This is a genomic window from Sulfurospirillum diekertiae (assembly GCF_011769985.2).
Classification (GTDB): domain Bacteria; phylum Campylobacterota; class Campylobacteria; order Campylobacterales; family Sulfurospirillaceae; genus Sulfurospirillum; species Sulfurospirillum diekertiae.
This window is the reverse complement of the sequence record NZ_CP039734.2, coordinates 2,543,636-2,569,537: the sequence shown is the minus strand read 5'-3', so window position 1 is coordinate 2,569,537 and position 25,902 is coordinate 2,543,636. Positions and strand designations below refer to the sequence as shown.

Sequence of the window (25,902 nt, the reverse complement as noted above, 5' to 3'; positions counted from 1 at the left end):
ATCAATGTAAAATCGGTTTTATTGTACCTGAAAATAATAAAATTTTGGTGACACTTAATGTGTAAAATGAGCTTTAAGATGCTCAATACAGCTATATCCCATCGCCAAGATACTCTCTTTTGAGTTACCACCAAGATGGGGAGTACAGACAAGGTTCGGTAGATCGATCAGTTCCCAATCTTGTGTTGGTTCAACCAAAAAAGCTTCCAGACCAGCGCCTGCAATTTCACCACCTTTGAGTGCCACTTTGAGGGCTTCTTCATCGATGATACCGCCACGGGCTGTGTTGATAATAAACGCACTCTTTTTCATCGCTTTAAATTCGGCTGTTGAGAAGAGATTTTTACTCTCCGATGTAAGTGGCAGATGAATGGAGATGATGTCTGCTTCTTCTAAGATGCGTTCTTTACTGGCAAAGGTAATGCCATATTTTTGGGCTTCTGCTTCATTTTGAGTACGATTAAAGACCAAAATGGTACAGTGAAAAGGGGCTAAAAGCTCTATGACACGCTTTGCAATGTTGCCAAAGCCAAAAAGGCCAATGGTTTTTCCTGTGAGCTCGCTGCCTCCGTTAACTTTCCAAACATGCTGTTTAAGAAGTGTTGTGGCTATGTGTAAGTTTCGAATGAGCGAGAGCATGAGACTCAAAGTAATTTCTGCAACTGAGTTACTGTTTGTTCCACCACTCCAACCGAGTTTGACACCTCTTTTTTTCATTGTATCAAGATCTAAATTGTCCAGTCCTACACCATAACGGGAGAGTATTGTGAGTTTTGGACAAGCGCTTAATATCTCATCGTCTATCTCTTCACGACCAACAATGGCACCATCCATGTCTTGCAAAAAAGCGATGATATCTTTTTTGGTTTTCAATCTGTTGTCGGCGTTGTTTTTAACATCTGGAAAATGAAATGTAAGTTCATTCATGAGTTCGGATGAGCGAGAAAAGAGGGGTGTGATAACAGCAATTTTCATGAAATTTCCTTTTACATGTAAAACATCTTTTTTAAAAAAGTATAGCATGCTTTTGAGAAACTTTATTGAGAAGATTGATCAATTTTTGTTAATCTGCTATTTACTTTGAAAAGATACAATCAGATAATTATTATCAATAAAGGAACTCTATGAAACAACTTTTTTTTGCAGTAATGCTTCTTCTACCGTTTGGACTCTTTGCCGATACGCTGAAAGAGGGTACGACAATACAAGCACCTGTTATTAAAGACCAGTTTGAAAAAACGGTGGACATTACACCTCAAACCAAGCAGATTATCATCGCATATACTAAAGCTCAAGGGGATCTGTTAAAGAGCTTTTTGGAAGCAAATCCAAACTATTTAAGCGAGAACAGTGCACTTTATTTGATGGATGCAACAGCAGTTCCTAGCATGGTGATGAGTATGTTTATGCTACCAAAATTTAAAAAATATTCTTATGCTATTGGACTTTTAGAAAATGAAAAAGATGTGGCGTATTTTCCTAAAAAAGAGGATCAAATCACCATCATTACACTTAATAATCTCAATGTTACGGCTATTGATTTTAAAGATAAACTCTAACATGTAAGAGAAGTGAATTTCACTTCTCTTGTTCTGCTAAAAGTTTGTTTTCTTCATCACTAAAGATACGCGAACGTGTAATAAACTGATACCCTTCATCAATTTCCAATGAAAAGGAGTTTCCAAAAGCGGCTTTTTCTTCTTTCACATCTAGGACAATTTGAGAATAACGAAAGTATTCGAATTGGTCTTTATCGATAAAAAACTCACATCCTCCGACTTCGCCCATTTTAATATTGCGTGAGGGAACATGAAAGTCTTTTTTTTCATAACACATCGGTGCTGTGCCATCGCAACAGCCACCACTTTGGTTGAAAACGAGTTCGCCATATTCATTTTTAAGCATTTCGATAACTTTGAGAGCTTCAGAGGTTGCAGTAAGTCGATGAATAGTCATGAAGGCTCCTTTAAAAAAAGTGCATGGGCGTAAAAGCCCATGCGTTCTTGCGGTTTAGAAAAATCCGAGTTTATTTTTATTGAATGATGTCAAGATATTTTTGGTGTGTCTATAAGCGTTAAGCATCATCATGTGTGTTTCACGTCCGATACCTGATTTTTTATAACCACCAAAAGAGGCATGAGATGGGTAGAGATGGTAGCAGTTTACCCATACACGTCCCGCTTCAATGCCGCGTGACATGCTATGAAGTTGATGCGCATCCCTTGACCAAACGCCTGAGCCTAGACCATAAATTGTGTCATTGGCAATGGCAAGTGCTTCCGCTTCATCTTTAAAGGTTGTGACACATAGTACGGGTCCAAAAATCTCTTCTTGGAAGATACGCATTTTGTTGTGACCTTTGAAGATAGTAGGTTGAATGTAATTTCCTTTTGGGAAGGTTTTGTTTTTGTATTCTGCACCACCGATGAGGCACTCTGCACCTTCTTCTTTACCAATGCGGATGTAATCTAAGATTTTCTCTTTTTGATTGACAGAAGCTTGTGCTCCCATTTTAGTTGCTGGATCAAGAGGATTTTCTTGAGTGATTGCTTTTACACGCTCTAAAACACGTTTCATAAACGGCTCATAAATAGACTCTTGGATGAGGGCACGTGATGGGCATGTGCAGACTTCACCACTATTAAAGGCAAATAAAACAAGTCCTTCAATCGCTTTGTCAAAAAATTCATCGTCTTTTGCCATGATAGATTCAAAGAAAACGTTAGGCGATTTACCACCGAGTTCCAATGTCGAAGGGATGATGTTTTCAGTAGCGTATTGCATGATAAGTTGACCTGTCGTCGTTTCACCGGTAAAGCCTACTTTTTTGATGTCAGGATGCGTTGCAAGGTGTTTACCAATCTTTCCACCTGCACCATTGATAATGTTAACAACGCCTTTTGGCAATATATTTTGAATGGTTTCCATCAAAATTAAAATAGACATTGGTGTCGCACTTGCTGGTTTCAAAACAACGCAATTACCAGCAGCAATAGCAGGAGCAATTTTCCATGCTGCCATCAAGAGTGGGAAGTTCCATGGAATGATTTGCGCAACAACACCGAGTGGTTCATGAATTTCTTGGGAAATTGTGTTTTCATCCAAATCTGAAACGGTTCCTGATTCTGCTCGAATAACAGAAGCGAAATATCTAAAGTGATCCACAACTAAAGGAACGTCTGCATTGAGAGTTTCACGAATCGCTTTACCATTGTCGAGTGTTTCTGCAATAGCAAGAGCTTCTAAATTGGCTTCGATAGCGTCAGCAATTTTGTTAAGTAATGTGCTTCGTTCAATAACGGAGGTATGTTTATAGGTTTCAAACGCTTTAACGCCAGCTGCAACTGCTGCATCAACATCTGCTTCAGATGAACGAGGGATTTTAGTTAGAAATTCACCATCAACAGGGGAAAGATTGTCAAAATATTCACCGCTAAGTGGAGCAACCCACTCGCCGCCGATAAAGTTCTCATAACGAGGTTTGTATGTAGGTCTTGAATATGCCATTTTTGCACCTTCCTTAATAATAGAGTTAAAAGATAATAATTATCTCTTTAGTTACTCTATACCAGCTAGCTTTAACAACAAAGACAAAGCGACAACTAACTATTTTTTTTAGATTGGATTAAATATTTATAAGCCATTTTGTGCAAGGTATTGAAGAGAAGCTTCAAAGCTATTTGCAATGACGATAGGTGAAAACATGAGATTGTGCGTCAGTCCAAAATCTTCAATTGCCATACCCAAAGCATCATAGTTTGCATTTCCTAAGTTGAGGATGGATTGAGTTTTTTCTTTATGGGTGCGAAGGTCTGTAGAATAGGCTATAACTTTTTTACCTAGTCCTTGCGCAAAACCTACTTCCCAAACCGTGCCACTGTCTGGTTCTGGCCCTCTGAATGGGGAGAGATTGGCAATAACGATGTCACATGTACGTATCATTGCTTCATTGGCCTGACGAATTGCTTCTGCTATCTTCTTGGGGGTATTTCCTGAAATAGTGTTATCAAGTGGGAAAAGTCCTTCATAACCATACTGCTGACACAGGTGCTTATGTGCTTTGCCAACTTCAGTAGCATTGGGTAAAAAAACTTCAGGACCTGCAAGATAAATTTTTTGCATCAGCCTCTCCTCGATGGTATTGTTTATCCAAGATTGATAAGATCATAATGCTCTTTCCCCATCCTAAGCAATTTCATGTATTCAAGTTGATGTAGACCATTACGCGTTTCAATACGTTCTTTAATATCTTTGAGTTCTGTTTGAGGTAGTGCGTAGACAAGATCTATCGAAGCCTTATCAATAGCAAGAATATCAGTTGAAGCGACAATACCGATATCCCTACAGGTAGGTTTTTTGCCATGTGCATCGCAATCACAATCGACAGATATATTTTTTAACACATTAATATAAGTGATACGTGGGCCAAAATGATCGCTAATACCTTTACCTGCTTCTACCATACGTTCTAAAAATAATTTTCCACCTTTCCATCCTTTTTCATGGATTTGGAGCTTCCCCACTTGTCCCGATGCGCAACCGATAGCAATATTTTTCAAAGACCCGCCAAAACCACCCATCGTATGCCCTTTAAAGTGTGTATAGACTAAAAGTGAATCATAATTTAACAGGTTTTTACCTACGGCTATTTCGCTAAGATGTGTTCCATCTTCAAAAGGACGCTTAGGGGAGTCTTCCCATTTCGCAAGCAGTTCTTTCGTACCAAATATAGGAAGTATTGCATCTCCTTCAGCATCCATAATATCAACAGGACAAAAATCAAATCCATTAATTTTAAGTGTTTCCAGATGGCTCTGGGTATGTTGCCTAGGGCTTTCATAAAGAACATTGCATTCAACAATGGTGCTGTTTGGAATGGTAGCTTGTAATCCTGTGATAAGCTCAATGGGTAGTAAATTTGGACCATGTGGTTCACCAGAGTGGAGTTTTATTGCCGTTTTACCCGTTATGTTTTGGTTGACTTTGGCATAAATTTTGAGTAGCCCGTTGACACTAATATCATCAGTAAAATAAACTTGTGCCTTTTCATTAGGTGCCGCAGGAGCCTCTTCTAGACCTCCTAAATTACATACTGTAATAGCGCCAAGTACAACAGCACTGTTTTTTAAAAAACCACGGCGATTAAGTTCAGAGGGGAGCTTGTCAGCCAATCTAAATGTATCCATTTTCATTTCTATCTCCTTTTTCGTAACAAGAGTTGAAAGCAAATGATGCTTCACACGTAGATAATCCAATCTATTCGATAGTATAAATCTAAATACCTTATGTTGGATAGCATAATTGACCATTTTCATTGTCTGATTCTGCAAATATTGAATGAAGGTAAATAGAGTCTTTTATATTACTTTTGGGTGTGCTTATAAAGTATCAAAGAATTCATGATAATGCTTCTGATTCGTTTCCAAAAAAGCTCAAGCAACAGTGCAACACACATCACTATACAAAATGCTCCGATCATATCGAAGGGGAAATGAACACCCAAATAAATCCTAGACCAAGCGACAAGAAGCGTTAAAATAAAAAAAATCAGGCTAATTTTATAGTTTTTTGCCAAAAAATGACTGATGAATACAGCACTAAAAAATATCATATGATGACTGGGGAATGAAGCGTTTGGCGCATGGACAATCAATGTTCTTCCAACCCCCATCATAAAAGGTCGTGGATGCGGAAAGAACATGATAATGAGCTGCCCAATACACAGTGAAATGAAGATGACCAAGAGTGATTTAAGAACAATCTCTTTTTGAGCTTTAGTGCCAAAAAACCAAAGAAATATAAAAAAAAGAGGAAGCGCATAAAGTACATATTCCGCAAAAAATTTTGCACTATTCACAACTAATTCTGGAGCATTAGCCGAAGCATTGATACTCTGAAACCATGTTAAATTTAATTCTTCTATATTTAAAATCATCATCGCTCACTTTTCTTCATATTTTCATTATTTTAAGTTTTTATTTTTCTATATTCAAAAAAGTATTTTTTACTTCATAGAGAACATAGCTCTTGCTACTATAAACTTTATGTAAGTCTATTTGTTGGGTAATATGCTTTTCATCTCCTTTGTTCACAACAACAAAATAATGCGATTCATTGGAGAGATTGAGATCATTAAATGCTTCAAGAGAAGTTGTTTGGATCGGTTCATTCATGTAATACATGGAGGAAAAAGATTTCTTTTCTAAAAAGTAAATAGGCTCTTGTGAAGAAGTATGATGGCGGTAAGAAGCAATAAGATATTTTTCGCTCATCACAAGGTTTGGAAACCACGCGACAATCACCAACCCAATCAATGATACAACGGGTACAAGATAGATGTTAAAAGCGATCACTTTAGAATATTTTTGAATCAAACTGCCTTCATTTTGATTTAACAGTAGGGCTAGAAGAATGGCAAAAGCAGGGAGTGATGGCAAGATATAGGTCCAAATGACATTACTTGCCAATGTAAAAAACAGGACTAAAAAGAGCGCCCAAATGATCAGTAAACACAAAATAGGATTTTTAAAGAGCTTAAAAAACACCTCTTTTTGAGTGTGCTGATGAAGACTTTGATAGCCAAAAAAGAAAGCACTCAACCCCCATGGTAAAGATGCCGCCAACCACATCAACCAAATAGCACCGTGTGGATTTTTGTGAACATAGCCGTATTTATCGCCATGCCATCCAGCATCTAAAAAGCGACCAAAATGCTCTCCAATGATAAAATAATTCAAAAATCCAGGTGTCTTCATTTCTGCAATAATATACCAAGGAAGGCTAATGCACACCATTAAAAGCGTACCTTTTATCCAAGGAAGTTGCCTTAGCTGTGCAAAACGTGTTTTAATGGAAGGGAACATCCATAAAAAAAGAATTCCTCCTACAATGACCAAAGCCAAAGGTCCTTTGGCAAGAAGCCCCAATCCTAACCCAATAAAAAAAAGATATTCCCATGAACGCTTTCCTTTGAGGGTAAACAGCATAAAAGCGACCAAGGACAAGGTGGTACTAAATGCTAAAAAAGGGTCTGTCAATACAGCGCCACTCAGTTGAAATGAAAGGAGCATACCAAAATAGATGATAACGGACCATAAGGCACTTTTTGTGTTTGTTAATGTTTTGACAAAGTGATACATCAGCCAAGCGGTTACTAAACTTATGAACAAGGAAGGCAGGCGTGGCGCAAAATCGCTGATGCCTAAAAACTTATAGGAGAGTGCTTCTGCCCAAAAAGACAAGGGCGGCTTTCCCCAAAAAGGGACACCATAATCATAATAAGGGCTAATCCAATCGTTGAGCTTTGCCATCATCAGGGCGGTATTGGCATAACGTGCTTCGGTACTGTCTGTTAAAGGAAAATAATACATCACAATAAGACGAGCACCTACAAGAGAGAATAATGCCAGAATGAGGTTTTTAAATGTGTTTTGCATAATGATTCCCAGCGATGCTTTGTATGAATGTTTTAAATATAGGACTTAGTAAAATTTCCATCTCTTCTTTTCGATGAGGATGGGTATAAAAGGTTTTAAAGGGTGATTCTGACCATTTTGTGGCTTCAGCCTCTGCTAAAAATCCAGGATGCAGTAAAATCTCAATCAAATCCTCTTGATGACATTTTTGCAATGCTTTTTGAATGGAAGCAAGGGTCATGTTTCCCGTAAACAGAACACCAATAAAAGAGGTATTACATGTAATGTGATGTGCTTTAAGTTTTCGTGCTAGCTGATGTGAAAACAGATTGAGCAAAAAATGTTTAATGATATTAAGACCGCAATAATTTTTTAGATCGCGAAAAGAAGAAAGTTCAAGAAAAAAAGGCTCTTTCGGCACACGAACATACGTTATTTGGTAGGGTAATTCTTGCGATAATTCGATCAATATATCGCTGATAAAGGGTATTGTATGATAGTGCTGATGGGAGTCAAGATGAATCGTCTCAGTTCCTAGTAATGTTGCATAGCGTGTAATTTGAGCGGCATATTCAGCTTTGATCGCTGATTTGATGATCTTTTTTTGCATCACATTGCCAAAATAGTAATGTGTGAGTATCGTTTCATAGCGTTTGCAAAAAAATCCTTTTTCATCCACCAAATAGGCTATTTCTTTGGTATCTGCAAGCGGTTTTCCCTCAGCAATATTTAGATGCAAAGAGACTCTTAAAGAGGGTCTTTGACGTATTTTTTCGAATGCATCTTCGACATAAGGGGTATTGATCATCATGCTGGTTGATGTGAGCATGCCTTCATCAAAACAACGACAGATTGTTTCACTCATCGCCATAGAATTGGCAAAATCGTCGGCATTAATGATGATGTTCAACTAATTCTCCAAAATAAAGGGGTCGTTTTTTCACTTCAAGATGAATTTTTCCAATGTACTCGCCAATAATGCCTAACACAACAAGTTGAATTGAATTCATAAAAATAGTCACAATCAGCGTTGTGGCATAGCCTGTGCGTTTCACATCAAATAACATATAATCAAAAAAAGTATATGCACCTAACATTGTTGAGATAAAAGCGGTCAGTACGCCGATATAGATGGCAAAACGCAATGGCTTAATGGAAAATTGCATGATACTATCAATCGCTAGTCCAAACGATTTTTTAAAATTGTATTTGGTGTGTCCTGAAAAACGTTTAGGAACCTCAAATTCGAGAACTTTACAGTTTGCATACCCAATATAATTGAGTAACCCTCTAAACATCCTATCGTTTTCATTCATGGTTTTGAGCGTATCAATATGTTTACGACTGAGTAGTCTAAAATCTGGATAATTTTTTGGGACTTTAATATCAGAAAGCTTGTCAAGTATCCAATAAAATATTTTTGATAAATAGGTATACATGTAAGATTTTTCGGCATCATTGCTTATTTTCTTGGTTAAGATGACTTGATGACCATTGAGCCACGAATGTACCATCTCCTCCACTAAATAAGGAGGATGTTGTAAATCACCATCCATAAAAATAACACAATCTCCTCGCGCATTATCCATACCAGCGCTCATTGCAACTTCATGTCCAAAGTTTCGATACAAGTTATAAATTTGGATATTGGGATAGGTTTTGGTTAGTGTTTCAAGCGTTTGAAGTGTTGCATCGGTACTGCCATCGTTGACACACATGTATTCAAAAGTAGCCACTTCTTGAAGAGCGATTTCTACTTTGAAAAGTTCTTCAAATAATTTCACAAGATTACCCTCTTCATTGTATAAAGAAATCACAATGCTGACTAAAGGAAGGTTCATTGTACATTCCTTAGAAAAACAAATTTTTTATAAATGCAATAATTTTGTATTGCCACGAGTGCGGATGTCAGGAACTGCGATACAAACGCATTGAAATGCAAGAGCGTATAGAAGAGTGTAAAAAGAAGCATATTGCTTGCAAACGATAGGGCGACGCTCATGCAGTATTTGAAAATCGATGTGTGGTGTTGCGTATTGGAATCAAACGTATAATAGTATTGGAAAATGTAGTTAACCACAGCCCCTAATACCATTCCAAAAGCAGTTGCAAAAATGGCATTGGCACCTAACCAGACTAACAAAGTCATGCTGGAAAGATGAAGGAGTGTCGCTCCACCACCACTCATAACAAAACGTTTTAGTTGATTCCAATTCACATCATACTCCCCAAAAATCATGCTCAAAAAATTGATCTTAACATAAACGTTAATGAGTTATTGTCACGTTCTTTTTAACAAGAATCTTTGATGATATAGTAGAAGATTTAGATGAATTCAAAATGAACACTTTTTAATGTTTATTATTGAAAATTACCTCCTAAGGCAGAGATCAATGAGATGGTCGCCAGAAGTTGTCTATTTTGAAGGTTAAGAACGGTGATTTGATTGCTTAAAAGCGATGTTTGCGCTACAACAACACTCGTATAGTTCACAATACCTTGTCGATACTGATACATATTGAAATCAAATGCTTGCTGCGCCAAGTCAACGGCTTCGTGTTGTACTTTTACTTCTCTTGAAAGTGTTTCAAGGGTAGCAAGGGCATCTTCAACCTGTTGAAAAGCGGTTAAGATACTTTGTCGATACGTCGCAATATTGGCTTCATAAGCACCTTGCATTTGCTTCAAAGTTGCCTCACGCGCACCTCCATCAAAAACAGTTTGAGACAGTGCTCCACCGATTGCCCAGATAAGGTTTGGTTTGGAAATCAACGAAGAAAGTACGTTACTTTCATAACCACTTGAAGCGGTCAGATTAAAAGTTGGAAACCATGCATCTTGCGCAATACCGACTTGAAGATTGGCTTGTTTCATCCTACGTTCCGCAGCCGCGATATCGGGTCGTCGCTCCAAAAGTTCCGAAGGTAAAGAATAAGGAATATCGGGCAGAACAATAGGCAGCTTTGGATTAGCGTGTATTGAAAATTCTGAAGGCGTTTTGCCGATTAATGCGGCAATGGCATGTTCTAACTGTTGCCTCTGCGCATGCAGATCAATTGTTTGCGCTTCAACACTTTTTATCTGGGCTTGCGCTGTGATGACATCTTTTTTGGTTACGATGCCTGCATGGTATTGATTTTGGGTAATCTGAAGGGATCGCTCGTAGGCTTCAAGTGTTTGTTGTAAAAATGCCTCTTGTGCATCCACGTTTCGCAACTGGAAATAATTTTGTGCCAAAAGTGTTTGTGCTGAAAGCTTTGCGGCTTCCAAATCGTTCAAACTCGCTTCCGCACTGAGGGAATAGGCATCCACTAAACGATGCGTATCTCCCCAAATATCAGGTGTCCATGATGCTTGAAGTGGGAGTTTATAATCGGTTGAGCGTCTTTGTTTGTTCGTTGAATTACTCCCCGCAGAGGTTTGAGATCTTGTGACGTTTGCTCCAACACTCAAGGTTGGGAATAGGGATGCTTGTGAAGACTCCATAACCGCTAAAGCTTGTTTGTATAAGGCTTGGTACTTGCTAATGGATGGATTGAAGTGCGATAACTCTTCCATTAAAGTACTCAATTCTGCATCGTGATACATCTCCCACCACGCTCCTCGAACCGCATTGTCATTCGGCGTTGCTTTTTTCCAATTTCCCTCTTCATGGTAAGCTTGTGGAATAGCAACATCTGTTGGTACAGAAGGTGTATTTTGCTGAGCACACCCTATAAAGAGTGTATTGGTGATAAGCAGTATGGATAAAAGTGAGTATCGCATAATCAATGAACCTTTCATGGTTGAGGTGTCTTGGAAAATTTCGAACGAATTTTTTCACCGTACAGATAAATGACGGGTGTCGTATATAACGTCAATAATTGGCTTAAAATCAAGCCTCCTACAATAGAAATACCGAGCCCTTGGCGTAATTCTGCCCCATCTCCAAATCCTATGGCTAAAGGGATCGCGCCTAAAAGGGCTGCCATTGTCGTCATCATAATAGGTCTAAAACGCAAACTACACGCTTTTTGAATAGCATTACTTGCGGATAGTCCTTCATTTCTTTGCGCAGCAATGGCAAAGTCGATCATCATAATGGCATTTTTTTTGACGATACCGATGAGTAAAATGACACCTATAAGCGCGATGATATTAAATTCCGTATGAAAGGCCATGAGGGCGAGCAGGGCACCCACGCCCGCAGAAGGCAGAGTAGAAAGAATGGTAAGTGGGTGAATATAGCTTTCATACAAAATACCCAGTACGATGTAAACCGTTAAAATGGCAGCTAAGATTAACAGCGGTTGGCTCTGAAGGGACGCTTTAAAGGCATTGGCGCTACCTTGAAAACTTCCGTGAATTGAAACGGGTAAATTCAATTTTTCAACCGCAGAAGTGATTGCATCGGAGGCTTCAGAGAGCGAAACGCCAAGGGGAAGATTGAACGAGAGTGTTGCGGCGGCAAATTGTCCTTGGTGGTTAACCCCCAAAGAGGTGAGTGAAGGCTCATAATGACTAAAAGCTGATAAGGGTACTTGTGAGCCATCACTGGTAATGATATAGACCGAATCTAAGGCGTTAGGATACTGCGAAAATTTGGGATCGACCTCCAACACCACACGATATTGGTTCAGAGGATTATAGATGGTCGAGATTGTGCGTTGTCCAAAAGAATCGTTTAAAACGGCATCAATCATACTTGCGGTAATGCCCAGTCTTGAGGCCGCATCACGGTTGATTACCAGTTTTGTTTGGGAGCCTTTAATCTCTTGGTCACTGCTCACATCGATAATTTGGGGAAGTTGCATCAATGTTTTACGAACGATGGGCTCCCATTCGCGTAAAGTGCTTAAGTCATCGGATTGAAGGGTGTATTCGTATTGTGCATTTGATTGCCTTCCTCCGATTCGGATATCTTGTACGGGAACTAAAAACAGATTGGCACCTGGAACGTGGGCTAGTTTACCTCTCAGTCTCGCAATAACTTTATCGGCCGAAATTTTACGTTCCGACAAAGGCTTGAGACTAATGAACATTCGCCCACTATTGGCCTGTTGTCCTCCTGTGTAGGCAATGACATTTTCAATGGCAGGATCGGCTTTGACAATGGAGACAAACGTACTCAGTTTTTGAGACATGGCTTGAAACGAGATAGATTGATCCGCTTGAATTCCCCCTATAATCCGTCCCGTATCTTGTTGAGGGAAAAACCCTTTAGGAATGATGATGTATAAAGCAATGGTAATGCCAATCGTCGTAAAAAAGAGGGCGAGCATCAACTTTGAGTGGCGAATCGCCCATGCCAAAGAGCGCTCATACGCGTTTAAAATTTTGGTAAACACTCTTTCGTTGAGCTCAGCTACCCGACCCTGTTTTTTTTCGGGAGCTTTGAGTAAATAGGCACACATCATCGGTGTTGTTGTCAGTGAAACAATTAGTGAAATGATAATGGCAATGGAGAGTACGATTGCAAATTCTCTAAACAGACGCCCTATAATGCCTCCCATCAGTAAAATGGGTAAGAAAACTGCAATCAACGATAAGCTCATCGATAAGACGGTAAAGCCAACCTCTTTACTCCCCGCAAGGGCTGCTTCAAAAGCACTCAAGCCTTGTTCCATCTTTTTGGAGATGTTTTCCAAAACAACGATAGCATCATCCACGACAAATCCTGTGGCGATGGTCAAGGCCATCAAGGAGAGGTTATCAAGGCTGTAGCCAAGCAAGTACATGATGGCAAATGTCCCTATCAGCGAAGCGGGTACTGCAACACTGGGGATTAACGCCGCACGCCAATTACGCAAAAATAAAAAGACAACGGCAATCACAAGAAAAAGAGAAATAATAAGCGTTCGCTCGACTTCATGAAGTGATGCACGAATGGTGGGCGTTCTATCCATTGCAATTTTTAAGTCGATTCCTTGAGGAATGGATGAGGAGAGCCATGGCAGTGACTCTACGACTGCATCGACCGTTTGGATAATATTGGCATCGGGCTGGCGAAATAAGATGAGTAGAACCGAAGGTTTACCGTTTGCCGAGCCTGCATTGTGCAAATCTTGGTTGGAATCGATCACGGTTGCAACATCTTGGAGTAAAACGGGTGCTCCATTGTGATACGAAACGATAAGAGGCCTATAATCTGCGGCTTTTTTGGCTTGATCGTTTGCCCCTATTTGCCAATGGTGTTCAGCGTCTTCCACCGTGCCTTTGGGGCGATTGGCGTTGGTTGCGTTGATGCTTGTACGTAGTGTTTCAAAACTAATGCCGTAATGGTTGAGGCTTGAGGGATTGATTTCAACCCGTACCGCAGGCAGAGAACTACCTCCTACAATGACTTGTCCGATACCCTCAACCTGTGAAAGTTTTTGCGCTAAAATGGTTGAAGCCGCATCATACATTTGCGCTTGTGTCAGGGTGTCAGATGTCATGGAGAGGATCAATATCGGAGCGTCGGCAGGATTGACTTTTCGGTACGTTGGATTGCTGAGCATACCTGTAGGTAAAAGCGATAAAGAGGCATTAATGGCCGCTTGAACATCGCGTGCCGCACCGTTAATGTCGCGATCCAAATCAAATTGCAAGGTGACGCGAGTAGACCCCATCGAACTGGATGAGGTCATCTCCGTTACCCCAGCGATACGCCCAAGACTACGCTCTAGAGGCGTTGCGACCGTCGCTGCCATCGTTTCAGGGCTTGCACCTGGTAAAGAGGCCGAGACAGAAATCGTCGGGAAAGCCACTTGTGGTAAAGGAGAAACGGGCAACAAGCCAAACGCAAGGGCGCCTGCTAAAACAATACCAATCGTTAACAGTGTTGTTGCGACATGTCTTGCGATGAAAGGGGCGCTGAGATGCATGGCTAATGCTTTACATGTAAAGATTTGAATCGCGTAGCCAAACGATCAAAAAAGAGATAAATGACGGGTGTCGTGAACAGGGTTAACACTTGGCTTACGAGCAATCCTCCCACCATTACAAGCCCTAATGGATGTCTTAATTCAGAGCCAACGCCTGTTCCGACCATCAAGGGAATCGCTGAAAAAAGTGCGGCTAAGGTGGTCATTAAAATAGGACGAAAACGCAATAAACAGGCTTGATAGATGGCATTTCGTGGTGATTGTCCTTGATGACGTTCTGCTTCAAGGGCAAAATCAATCATCATAATGGCATTCTTTTTAACGATACCAATTAATAAAATAATACCAATAATGGCGATAATGTCCAGATCATTTTTGGTAAATAAGAGCATCAAAAGAGCTCCCACCCCCGCAGAAGGAAGTGTTGAAAGAATGGTAAGAGGATGGATATAACTTTCGTATAGAACACCTAAAACAATATACATAGTCACAATGGCTGCAAGAATAAGAAGTAACGTATTGGTCAGTGATTTTTGAAATGCCGCCGCCGCTCCTTGAAAGCGTAATTCCATACTAGGGGGTAACCCAAGCGTATCTTTTTGATGTTGGATCGCCTCTGTTGCATCGCCCAAAGAGGCGTTGGGTGCAAGGTTAAATGAAATGGTTGTGGTCGGAAATTGATCCAGATGATTGATGACTAAAGGCGTTTGGCGCTCGCTGGTATGGGCGATAGCACTGAGTGGAATGCTCACCCCCGTGCTACTCGTGACGTAAAGGTTTTCAAGCGCACCAGGTCCCATTTGATACCGAGGTTCTACTTCCAAAATAACGCGATATTGGCTGGTTTGTGTGTAAATGGTTGAGATTAAACGTTGTCCGAACGCATTGTAGAGTGCCGCATCGATGGTCGCAACACTAATGCCCAAACGACTTGCGGTCGAGCGGTCAATATCGACGTAGATTTGAAGTCCTTGATCTTGTTGATCGCTTGCAACATCTCTTAATTGTGGAAGCTGATGGAGCGCTTCGATAATTTTGGGTGTCCATGTCTCAAGGTCTTTGGCATTGGCACTCTCTAAGGTAAATTGGTATTGAGTTCGACTCACCCTATCTTCAAGGCTCAAGTCTTGAATGGGTTGCATGTAAAGCGTAATGCCCTCTACATCATGAAGCTTCGTTTGAAGTGCTTGAATGATCTCTTGCGCATTGTGTTGACGTTGATCATGGGGCTTAAGGTTGATGAGAATGCGTCCACTATTGAGTGTGGTATTCACACCATCAACGCCGATAAAAGAGGAAATACTCTCGATATCGGGATTTTCTAAGATTTTATCGGCAAGCTCACACTGTTTTTGTGCCATAGCGCTAAAGGAAATGGCTTGTGGTGCTTCGGTGATCCCTTGAATAGCACCCGTATCTTGGACGGGAAAAAATCCTTTGGGAATGTACACGTACAACAAGGCATTTAAAAACATGGTTAACACAGCAATGGTGAGTATCATTTTTTGACGATCAAGAACCCATGTGAGCATCTTGGCATAGCCTTGAATCATCGCATCAATGATAGCGCCACTGTAACGGTAAAATTTACCCTGCTCATTCATCGGTTTTTTACCCAACAATTTAGCGCTCATCATCGGTGTCAATGTTAAGGAAATAAATGCTGAAATCAAAATAGCAACAGCCAAGGTGATGGCAAATTCACGAAACAGTCTTCCAACGACATCTTGCATAAAAACAAGTGGAATTAAAACCGCCAAAAGTGAGATGGTTAAAGAGATGATGGTAAATCCAATCTGTTTCGAGCCTTTGAGCGCTGCATCCAAGGGATTTTCTCCCTCTTCAATGTACCGTGCGATATTTTCAATCATGACAATAGCATCATCGACAACAAATCCTGTGGCAATCGTCAGCGCCATCAGCGTTAAATTGTTCAAGCTAAAGCCCAAAAGGTACATTGCCCCAAATGTTCCGACCAATGAAAGGGGTACGGCAACGCTTGGAATTAACGTCGCAGGGATATTGCGTAAAAAAACAAAGATGACCATCACCACCAAAATAACCGCTAAGATGAGCTCCTGTTTGACATCTTGAACCGAAGCACGAATGGTTGTCGTACGGTCCGTGAGCAGTGAAACTTCCACCGCATTGGGTAAGGATTCTTGCAGTTGAGGGAGAAGTTTTTTGACACGATCGACGACTTCGATCACGTTGGAGCCAGGTTGGCGTTGAATATTGATCAAAATAGCAGGTGTGGTATTTTTCCATGCCGCCAAACGTACATTTTCAGCGTCATCAATGACGGTTGCAACGTCGGTAAGGCGAATAGCTCTGCCGTTTGTGTAGGCGATAATAATATTTTCATACTCTTTGGCAGATTTCAGTTGATCATTAGCATCGATGGTCGAGGCGTTTTTAGGACCGTCAAATCCGCCTTTAGCTTGGTTGACATTAGCACTAGTGACGATGGTTCGTAGCGTCTCCAAAGAGATGCCATAAGAGGATAACGCTTTGGGGTTAACTTGGATACGAACAGCGGGTTTTTGTCCTCCACTTAAACTGACTAACCCCACACCGCTTAATTGTGAAATTTTTTGAGCAATACGCGTATCGACCAAATTTTGTACCACAGGCAGTGGCATGGTTTTAGAAGTCACGGCAAGGGTTAAAATGGGCGTATCCGCAGGATTGACTTTGTTGTAAATAGGAGGCGTGGGCAGATCGGTTGGCAACATAGATGTAGCGGCATTGATGGCCGCTTGAACCTCTTGTTCGGCAACGTCTAAGGCCAATTTGAGATCAAACTGCAACGTAATAATAGAAGACCCGCCCGAACTGGTGGATAACATTTGATTGAGTCCTGGCATTTGCCCAAATTGTCTCTCTAATGGAGCCGTAATCGAAGAGGTGATGACATCAGGACTCGCCCCTGGGTAAAGCGTGACGACTTGAATGGTCGGGTAATCAACTTCAGGCAATGCCGATAATGAGAGCATGCGATAGCCGATACTGCCTGCTAATAAGAGAGCAAGCATCACCAACGATGTTGCGATAGGCCTTAAAATAAAGATGCGAGAAGGGTTCATTTTTGCGTATCGTTTTTAGTACGAGAAGCTTTTGAAGGCGTTTCTTTCGTGGCGTTCATGTCAACTTTGCTTCCTTCACGCAATTTATCCACACCATCGACTACAACGATGTCGCTCAGGTTTAAGCCCTCTTCAATGATCGAATTGCCATTTTGGGTAGAGCTTATTTTAACCTGTTGCACACTCACCGTTTGATCTTCTTTGACACGGTAAACAAAATTACCTTGCGAGCCGTGTTGTATGGCTGCACTGGGAACATACAGTGCATTTTGCTTCGTTGTAACTAAAAGATGAATGTTAACAAATTGATTGGGGAAGAGCTTGTTCTCAGTGTTATCAAATTCTGCTTTGAATTTGAGTGTGCCTGTTGCGGTATCGATTTGATTGTCCATACTGGCAAGGTGCCCTTTGGCGATGAGTATGGAGTCACTTCGATCGTACGCTTCAACTTCAAGTGTTTTCGTGTCGTGTAAAGCTTGGGTGATGGCAGGAACTTTGTCTTCGGGTAAGGTAAAGGTGGCTGAAATCGGATTGATTTGCGCAATCACCGCTAAGCCTGTGGTATCGGAGGCGTGGATCATATTGCCTTTATCGACCAAGCGAAGACCTATTCGTCCGCTCGTAGGTGCTGTAATCGTGCTGTAGTCTAGTTGCAGTTTAGCGCTGTCGATGGAGGCTTCGTCTACTTTTATCGTCCCTTGGTATTGATGCACGAGGGCTGTTTGGGTGTCTAAAACTTGCTTGGAGATAGAATCTTGCTGCAAAAGCACTTCATAACGCTTTAAATCAATCAGTGCATTTTCAAGGAGCGCTTGGTCTTTCAACAGTTGCCCTTGCGCTTGTTTGAGCTGTACTTCAAAGCTTCTTGCATCAATTTTTGCAAGAACATCGCCTTGTTTAACCATTTGTCCTTCGGTGAATAAAATATCCATTAATTGCCCATCCACACGACTTTTAACAACGACATTGGACAAAGGAATGACGGTTCCAAGACCCTGAAAAAAGATTTTAATAGCACCTTGCTGAACAGGAGCCGTTGAAACGGACATCGCTCGTGTAGCAAAGGCTTTTCTAGGATCATTGCTTGTGCTAGGTTGACTTTTAAAAACAGTAAAATAACTTGCTATGCCAATAAGAGTGCCTATGATGAGGACGAGAGCCCATTTTTTGAGAGATGATTTTTGATTTTTGATGGTTTCTGAAGGAGTGGAAAATGACATAAAATTGACCTTTTTGTAAAATAAAGAGTCTTTGACACGCTTTTGCCAAACGAAAATAAAGGTTTGGTATCTGTGACGGTATTATATCAATGAAATGTTAACTAACTTTAATGGAATGAGGCATCTAATGTTAAATGAAGTTTATTTCTAGGCATATAAGCTTTTTAACATACACGGATATTTAATTATTTTAGTAATTTATGGCTAACGAGTAAAAAAATTTGAAGATTTTAATTTGTTTGAAAGCCCCTAATAAAGGGATGGTGCGGATAAAGAGACTCGAATTCTTTTTAGTAACCGTTAATGTCCTAAAATAGGCATCTTCATCATCATTAGCGTCTATTAAAATACACTAAAAAGGCACCATTTAGGCACTAAAATCTCTATCTTTTTATACCTCATAAATTTAATTTTTTAACCTCAAAAACATAGACAAAGAAACACACATAAATTTTATAGCAGTGTGTTGACATCATGTAAGCAGTGAAGAAAAGCCCTTAAAATAGATGCTTATAAGATTGTTAGCAGTAAGTAAGCAGTGGGTTAGCACCTATTCTCTTATAAACTATACTAAACTTAATAAGAAGATATTTATAAATAAATATCTCTCTATCTTAACTAAATGAAAAAATGAAATTATCGTAATTATTATTGCGATGGTTGTTGGAAGAAAAAGAGAGAGAGATAATTTAGAAGTTATTTATATGTATTGTGTTACATATAAATTTGATGTATAATTGTTTTATAAAACATGAGGATAAGTTATGTTAGAAGAACTATTTATTAAAAGTCGTGAATTTATAGCACTCAATAACCAAGTATATAAGCGTTATTTTTTAACAACACAGCCATTAGAACATAGGCTTTCTATTATTGTTGGAGCAAGAGGTATTGGTAAAACAACGACCATAGCACAATATATGAGCTTGTATTATAAAGAGCATGAAGCTTTGTATGTTAACCTCGATGATATTCAAAACACCGCCCAATTTAGCATGACAGAGATTGCAGAAGAGTTTGTTTTAAATGGTGGAAAGCTACTATGCTTTGATGAGATTCACAAATATAACTCTTGGTCAGCAGAGCTTAAAAATATTTATGACCGTTTTGGTGAACTTAAAATTATTGCTACAGGAAGTTCGGCTTTACAAATCAATCAAGGTAGCCATGATCTCAGCAGACGAGCTATCGTCTATACAATGGTGGGAATGAGCTTTCGAGAATTTTTAGAATTGCACTATGGTTTTGAATTTAGCCCATATAGGTTACAAGATGTTTTAGAAAAGCATGTAGAGTTAGCAACAGAGATTAAAAAACAGATTGAACAAAAAGAGCATAAGATTATCCCTTTGTTTAAAAATTATCTCAAATACGGTTATTATCCTTACTATTTATCAATGCCCAATACAACGCTTTTCTTACAAACACTTCAACAGAATATCAATGTCTCCATTGAGAGTGACCTACTCTATGTCTATCCAAAACTCAATGGCACTAGTATTAAAAAAATCAAAACCTTACTTTCTATTATTATCAAAAGCGTACCGTTTGAACCCAATATGAGTGATATGAAAAAAGCAGCAGATATCACCGATGATAGAACATTAAAAGAGTATCTTTCAAAACTAGATGACGCAGGGCTTATTAAGCTTTTGATGCGAAACGCTTTAGCCATGAAGTCTATTGATAAACCAGAAAAGATTTATCTAGCCAATCCAAATTTAATGTACACGAAAGAGCCAGATATTGGGAATTTGAGAGAAACTTTCTTTGTAAATCAAGTAGACAATTATTATAAAATCAAACGAAGCCTTAGTGATGATGGTATCTTTGCTGGTAAAAGTGGAGATTTTTACTGTGAGGAGAAATATACATTTGAAGTGGGTGGTAAAAAGAAGGGTTTTAGTCAAATTAAAGACACCCCTGATTCTTATGTTGTGAGTGATGATTTAGAAATAGGCATTGGGTACAAAATCCCATTATGGCTCTTTGGATTTTTATATTAGTTAATATGAAAAAAAAGAGGTTTATAAGGAAACGATTAAATATAAATAATCGAACCATTTATGGTATGATTATACCATCTAATCAAACCACTTTGGAATACAACTATGAAACGATGGATTTGGCAATACAATAATTATCCACATTTTACTTACAATTTTGAGAGGCTAGAACAGTTACTTCAAAAGATCTCTATGGAGCAAGGCTATCTTCTTGCTCTTACGCAAACAATGAGTAAAGATACCATTCTTCAAAGACAATGTGATGCTTTGCTAAATGAAACACTAAGTACTGCTGCCATCGAAGGAGAAATACTTAATCGTGATAGTGTCAAAGCTTCTATTGCTAAGAAATTTGGATTGAAAGAGATCGATGATAAGAAGATTATTGATTCAACAGATAATCTCGTTGCAATTCTGATTGATGCCAATACGAACTATGATAAAGATTTAACATTGGAGAGACTCTTTGGCTGGCATAATGCACTGTTTCCTAAAGGATATAGTGGATTACGTAAGATTAATACAGCGACCTTTAGGGGTGAAGAGACCATGCTAATTGTAGGTGGTGCAATTGGACGAGAAGTTGTCTATTATGAAGCACCACCACGGCAAGCTTTAGACAAAGAGATGCAACGCTTTTTAGAATGGTTTAATACTGAAAAACCAAGCCTTATCAAAGCCAGTATTGCTCATCTATGGTTTGTTATTATTCATCCCTTTGATGATGGTAATGGAAGAATCACAAGGGCTATTACTGATTTAGTGTTATCCAATATTGAAAACTCTAAAATCTCAAGACTCTACTCTATGTCAAGTGCCATTAATGAGAATAAAAAAGCTTACTATTCTGCACTTGAATACACAACTGGGTATATTAAAAAGGTGGATAATCATCTTGATATTACTTTTTGGTGTGAATGGTTTTTAAATACGCTTTATCAAGCACTCCTTGATGCAAAAGGCAGGCTTAATCATATTGTTTTTAAAACGAAATTTTGGGATAAACATAGAGATCAACCACTTAATGCTAGACAGATCAAAGTGTTAAACTTTATTTTAGATATAGGCATAGAGAATTTCAAAGGGAATTTGAGTAAGAAGAAATACATGAGTATTACCGATACTGCTTCAACAACAGCATCACGAGATATTGTAGATTTATTGGAGTTTGGGTGTATCGAGCAGATTGAAGGAACTGCTGGGAGAAATGTAGGTTATAGAATCGTTTTGTAAAGTATCTTTTCGTATTTCCCCACTTATGAGTTAAAGTATATATACAATGTGTATACTTTATATATAAGCAGGGCTGTGAACATTAGAAGCTTGAAATGGACAGATGGAGGCAAAAAAGATGATGATATAAAAATATGGACTAAAAAATTTGCAAAATATTTTTATATAAGGAGACCGTTAAATATTTCGTGTCAACATAAAATCTGATAGGAGAAATCCTATCACAGCCAAACTTAAATTTTAAGTTCATTATCCAATCTACCCTCAAAGAATATAGCCAGTTAGAAAAGGGTTAAACTCCAATTCCACACAGGCATAGTCCATTTTTTCTCAGCATTTTTAATACCCATATAGAGTAATTTCAAAAGTGAATTTTCATTAGGAAAAGCATCTTTTGTTTTGGTGAGTTTGCGAAATTGGCGATGTACAGATTCAATGATATTGGTGGTGTATATGACTTTTCGAATCTCAGGAGGGTATTTAAAATAAACCGATAAATTTTCCCACTTATTCTGCCAAGATTGAATCACGATAGGATATTTTTTACCCCATTTTTCATCTAATTTTACAAGTTCATCTTCTGCTAATTCTTTGGTTGTCGCTTGATAAATACATTTAAGATCTTTCATAAATTCTTTATGGTTTTTAGAAGCTACATAACGCATTGAATTGCGTATTTGATGGATAATACACAGTTGCACTTCTGTTTTTGGAAAAATGGTTTTAATGGCTTCTGGGAAGCCTTTTAATCCATCAACTGAAGCGATGAGTATATCTTTAAGACCTCGGTTGTTCAAATCAGTCAATACAGAGAGCCAAAAATTGGCTCCTTCGTTTTCTGATAGATAGAGTCCAAGTATCTCCTTTTTGCCATCCATCCCAACACCTAGGATGTTATAAACTGCTTTAGAGATATGTTTCCCACCATCTTTGATTTTATAGTGTATGGCATCAAGCCACACAAAGGGATACATACTATCTAGTGGACGAGCTTGCCATTATTTCACTTTGTCAATGATTTTATCGGTAATGGCACTGATGGTTGCTGTTGAAATTGACACCTGATAAATATTCAATGTGAGATGATATATCTGTATAGCTCATTCCAAGACCATACATTGAAAGTATTTTTTCTTCGATCTCATCTGAAATAGTTGTTTGATGTTTTTTAACTATTTGGGGTTCAAATGTACCATTTCGATCTCTTGGAGTTTCAAGCTCAAATGATCCGTCACTTGTCCCTTTAATGGTCTTTTTATTGACACTATTTTTTCGATTGCGATTACCACTTAAAACATCATTGGCAATATGTGATTCAACCTCTGCCTCAAGTGCTGCTTCTGTGAGTTGTTTAATAAGTGGAGCCAAAAGCCCATCTTTGCCTGTAAGTCTCTTACCTCTTCTGTATTGTTCCAATATCTCATTGAAATCAAACCCGATTTGTTCTTCCATTGTCAATCCTTGATATTATTTTACCAAGTTGACACGGAATTTCTAACGCTCCCTATATAAGAGTAGAGCTATAAACAAAACAAATCTAAGTGACCTAAATATTTTATTAGTTTTTACGGCTCAGTGTTATGAAAAAATGAGTTTACCATCACCAAAGATGACTTTATCGTTTAATTATCTAGTAGTGGTACATACTCTAGAATTCTTTTAAATTATGATAATTGACTAACTTATAGTTTACAATTCCATTTTCCAGGATTTTCAAAGAAAAATTCGTCGATTTTGCTCATGTATTTTGCAATTTTCACCTTAAGATCAGCTTCACTTGAAAATTTCCCCTCATAATCATTGCAATGACCGCTCCAGCTATTGTGAGAATACCACTCTTTTTTATCCCAATCAACATAAAAATAATCATATCCATAATCTTTGTGGCATTTAAAATTAGCTTCCCTATCTTTTACAGCGGATTCTTCTTTAGTAACTGTTTCTTGTTTAGGAGCTTCTTTCTTTTCTTGATAATTAGAAGAATTGGCGGTAGGTTTAGCACTCCTTGATGAAAAAGGATTAAACATATTTGCAATATACCCTAAAGGATTTGATCTTATTTTTCTAACCTCAGATCTCCATGAAAATAGAAGAAATAATACTGCCGCTATGCACAAAATATCCGTAGAATTGAGTGAGGATATAAAACGTTCTATAAAGTTTTTTTCTATGCGATCTTTAATACTTTGAATCAACCCTAGATACGATGAAGAAGCATAAATTTGTTTAAATTCATTGGAATTGCTCTCAGGCACTTTGTGAATTTCTTTTTCCAATTTAGTAATGTTAACAGAGGTAGAATCTAAAAACTTTGAAAGACTAACTTGCTTGGTGTGATCAAAAACAATGTTCGCAAAGTTTTGTAATTCTTCTTTTTTGACCGCATACGTATTCTTGTTATAAATCATCTTATCATCGTAAACAAAGATATATCCATATTTTGGTATAGGGCGATTAATTTTTTTACCAAAAAGTCCAAAGAAAAAGGTATTATCCTCCTCATGCGTGAAGTCTTGTTTGGCTTTGTATATGTCAATACTTTTTTTAAGTTCACTATCTTCATCAATAATCCAGTATAATGTTGAAAGTGTTTTAAGCTGTTTGTATTCAAGTAAGGTTTGCATTTCAACAGATGCTTCAAGCTTTTTTTCAAGTATGTCTATTTTTTGTTTTTTGATAGCTTGTTCTTTTTGTATTCGTTCATTAGCTAACTCTTCTTGATGGTATTTATCTTTAATTACACCAAAAATCCCCATTCCTATTGGAACAAAAATCATCAAAAACAATAGGATTTTCCATAATGGCATTTTATGCTGATTAAACTCCTTCGCTTTATTGATAAGTTCTTGTTGGTCTATATTAATATCAAGGGCTGAAGATTTTGCATCAATATATTTTTTAATAATGGAAGCTAAGAGTACTACATTGGAGGCACTAAGTTGTTGTAAACTGTAAGTTTTACCATTAAAAGTTATAGTTTTAAAAAACCATGAAGATCTTACACTTTCAATCTCTGAAAATGCTAAAAACCCGCCATTGCTTGTGTGTATTCCTTCTTCAGTTAAAATAACAGAAACATTTTTTGAACTACTATTTGCTGTAATGAATAAAACCACATCTTCCCAGCCAACATGATCAAGGCTACTGATGCTTTTCATAAGCATTTTTTGGTCTTTTTCTTTTGTAAACAAAGATGGATTAATAAATAAAAACTTATCTGGAGTAAAATTTTCTTTAACAACAATCGATTGTAATAAGTTTGGATGTTCCATGCAAACCCTTTCCACCAAAATAAATTTTTATATAGCAACAAAGATAAAAAATAAGATAATTTTACTAATTTCAATATAATTTTTCAAAAACTGTCCATATTTCAACTCGTCTTTATCAACAATATTCATAATGTTTTTATTAGCAAAAATAATTGGGTAGAGCATTAAGGCAATAATAATAACAGCAATTATAGAATTAATTAATGCTATAAACCCTCCAATAAAAATCATGTATATGATTGAACACACAACAATAGGAATAGCAATAACTAATCCTATTATTTTTATAACTATCAAAAAAAGATTGAAAATAACAGTACAGATAAGGTCAATCAATGAATTATCAAAAAGTTTTGGAGTCCATTCTTTATAAAAAGAAATTGTATTTTCCAAAATATCCGGCACGATATCAGAGTTAAAATGAAATAAAAGTCGATTGATCTGGAAGTTCTCATAATACAACATTTGAAATCCATATAAAAATAAAAAAAGTGCACTGAATAGCAAAATGTGTAGAAAATGACTTTCTATCTCTTTGAAGTTAAAATTGCTCACTTTGATATTTTTTAAAGGAGAAATAACCAAGGCTGTCAAATATGTATACAAAAAAGAGGTATTCAATTTCGACATCAAATATAAAAATATAAAATACTACACCTAAATAGAGAAAAATGAGACTCATACAAAATACCTTTTACAGATTTCAAATAACGCAACGAGATGTTTGGAATCAGATATATACATAATAATAAAGAGTGAAAAGACCCCACCTGTAGCAAAAAAATGTTTATATCTTCTTATTCCACTAAAATAATTAGCAATCAT

Annotated in this window: 19 protein-coding genes and 1 pseudogene; 3 read left to right on the top strand and 17 right to left on the bottom strand. The window is 38.1% G+C overall.

Going from position 1 to position 25,902, the window contains the following annotated elements; genetic code table 11:
- Positions 1 to 54 precede the first annotated feature (54 nt).
- The gene (locus tag FA584_RS13215; RefSeq protein WP_167749768.1) at positions 55 to 975 is read right to left on the bottom strand and encodes a phosphoglycerate dehydrogenase; all 921 of its coding nucleotides are present in this window, start codon (positions 973 to 975) and stop codon (positions 55 to 57) included.
- A gap of 149 nt (positions 976 to 1,124) precedes the next feature.
- Here FA584_RS13215 and FA584_RS13210 point away from each other — a divergent pair, with 149 nt between their 5' ends.
- Positions 1,125 to 1,559 (top strand): hypothetical protein, encoded by a 435-nt coding sequence (locus tag FA584_RS13210; protein ID WP_087439622.1) that lies wholly within the window; start codon positions 1,125 to 1,127, stop codon positions 1,557 to 1,559.
- A 19-nt stretch (positions 1,560 to 1,578) separates the two neighbouring features.
- On the opposite strand, the gene FA584_RS13205 is transcribed toward FA584_RS13210, so the two are convergent.
- The 13 genes from FA584_RS13205 to FA584_RS13145 all read right to left on the bottom strand — a co-directional run bounded on the left by FA584_RS13205 (position 1,579) and on the right by FA584_RS13145 (position 18,566).
- Positions 1,579 to 1,956 (bottom strand): DUF779 domain-containing protein, encoded by a 378-nt coding sequence (locus tag FA584_RS13205; protein ID WP_087439621.1) that lies wholly within the window; start codon positions 1,954 to 1,956, stop codon positions 1,579 to 1,581.
- Between the two features lie 54 nt (positions 1,957 to 2,010).
- The gene (locus tag FA584_RS13200; protein WP_087439620.1) at positions 2,011 to 3,507 is read right to left on the bottom strand and encodes an aldehyde dehydrogenase family protein; all 1,497 of its coding nucleotides are present in this window, start codon (positions 3,505 to 3,507) and stop codon (positions 2,011 to 2,013) included.
- Between the two features lie 126 nt (positions 3,508 to 3,633).
- On the bottom strand, positions 3,634 to 4,122 hold the full coding sequence (locus FA584_RS13195; protein ID WP_167749767.1) for a nucleoside 2-deoxyribosyltransferase: 489 nt from the start codon (positions 4,120 to 4,122) through the stop codon (positions 3,634 to 3,636).
- A gap of 23 nt (positions 4,123 to 4,145) precedes the next feature.
- Positions 4,146 to 5,192, bottom strand: coding sequence for a DUF362 domain-containing protein (locus FA584_RS13190; protein WP_228448017.1), 1,047 nt, complete (start codon positions 5,190 to 5,192; stop codon positions 4,146 to 4,148).
- A 170-nt stretch (positions 5,193 to 5,362) separates the two neighbouring features.
- Positions 5,363 to 5,938 carry an undecaprenyl-diphosphatase gene (locus FA584_RS13185; RefSeq protein WP_167749766.1) on the bottom strand — a complete coding sequence of 192 codons (576 nt, stop codon included), beginning with the start codon at positions 5,936 to 5,938 and terminating at the stop codon, positions 5,363 to 5,365.
- A gap of 37 nt (positions 5,939 to 5,975) precedes the next feature.
- Positions 5,976 to 7,436 carry an ArnT family glycosyltransferase gene (locus FA584_RS13180; protein WP_167749765.1) on the bottom strand — a complete coding sequence of 487 codons (1,461 nt, stop codon included), beginning with the start codon at positions 7,434 to 7,436 and terminating at the stop codon, positions 5,976 to 5,978.
- A complete protein-coding gene (locus FA584_RS13175; RefSeq protein WP_167749764.1) occupies positions 7,420 to 8,325 on the bottom strand; it encodes a carbohydrate deacetylase in 906 nt (301 codons plus the stop codon). Before FA584_RS13175 ends, FA584_RS13180 begins: the two co-directional genes overlap by 17 nt.
- On the bottom strand, positions 8,309 to 9,256 hold the full coding sequence (locus FA584_RS13170) for a glycosyltransferase family 2 protein (protein ID WP_096047598.1): 948 nt from the start codon (positions 9,254 to 9,256) through the stop codon (positions 8,309 to 8,311). The genes FA584_RS13175 and FA584_RS13170 overlap by 17 nt, the downstream gene beginning before the upstream one ends.
- On the bottom strand, positions 9,253 to 9,633 hold the full coding sequence (locus FA584_RS13165; RefSeq protein WP_167749763.1) for a GtrA family protein: 381 nt from the start codon (positions 9,631 to 9,633) through the stop codon (positions 9,253 to 9,255). Before FA584_RS13165 ends, FA584_RS13170 begins: the two co-directional genes overlap by 4 nt.
- Positions 9,634 to 9,776: 143 nt before the next feature.
- Entirely contained in the window at positions 9,777 to 11,180 is a 1,404-nt protein-coding gene (locus FA584_RS13160) for an efflux transporter outer membrane subunit (RefSeq protein ID WP_167749762.1), read from the bottom strand.
- Between the two features lie 14 nt (positions 11,181 to 11,194).
- Positions 11,195 to 14,260, bottom strand: coding sequence for a multidrug efflux RND transporter permease subunit (locus tag FA584_RS13155; protein WP_167749761.1), 3,066 nt, complete (start codon positions 14,258 to 14,260; stop codon positions 11,195 to 11,197).
- Between the two features lie 2 nt (positions 14,261 to 14,262).
- Positions 14,263 to 17,346 (bottom strand): MdtB/MuxB family multidrug efflux RND transporter permease subunit, encoded by a 3,084-nt coding sequence (locus tag FA584_RS13150; RefSeq protein ID WP_167749760.1) that lies wholly within the window; start codon positions 17,344 to 17,346, stop codon positions 14,263 to 14,265.
- Positions 17,343 to 18,566: an MdtA/MuxA family multidrug efflux RND transporter periplasmic adaptor subunit gene (locus tag FA584_RS13145; protein WP_167749759.1), complete on the bottom strand. Its 1,224-nt coding sequence runs from the start codon at positions 18,564 to 18,566 to the stop codon at positions 17,343 to 17,345. The genes FA584_RS13150 and FA584_RS13145 overlap by 4 nt, the downstream gene beginning before the upstream one ends.
- Before the next feature lie 764 nt (positions 18,567 to 19,330).
- Between FA584_RS13145 and FA584_RS13140 the strand changes: the two genes are divergently transcribed.
- On the top strand, positions 19,331 to 20,572 hold the full coding sequence (locus FA584_RS13140; protein ID WP_167749758.1) for an ATP-binding protein: 1,242 nt from the start codon (positions 19,331 to 19,333) through the stop codon (positions 20,570 to 20,572).
- Between the two features lie 105 nt (positions 20,573 to 20,677).
- Complete coding sequence (locus FA584_RS13135; RefSeq protein ID WP_167749757.1) at positions 20,678 to 21,805, top strand: Fic family protein; 1,128 nt, start codon at positions 20,678 to 20,680, stop codon at positions 21,803 to 21,805.
- A 281-nt stretch (positions 21,806 to 22,086) separates the two neighbouring features.
- Here FA584_RS13135 and FA584_RS13130 read toward each other — a convergent pair.
- From FA584_RS13130 to FA584_RS13120, 3 genes and pseudogenes are all read right to left on the bottom strand, one after another.
- Positions 22,087 to 23,257, bottom strand: a pseudogene (locus tag FA584_RS13130) (IS256 family transposase).
- Positions 23,258 to 23,487: 230 nt separating this feature from the next.
- On the bottom strand, positions 23,488 to 25,077 hold the full coding sequence (locus FA584_RS13125; protein WP_167749756.1) for a hypothetical protein: 1,590 nt from the start codon (positions 25,075 to 25,077) through the stop codon (positions 23,488 to 23,490).
- Positions 25,078 to 25,104: 27 nt separating this feature from the next.
- Positions 25,105 to 25,542, bottom strand: a complete 438-nt coding sequence (locus FA584_RS13120; protein ID WP_191342059.1) for a hypothetical protein — start codon at positions 25,540 to 25,542, stop codon at positions 25,105 to 25,107.
- Positions 25,543 to 25,902: the final 360 nt, after the last annotated feature.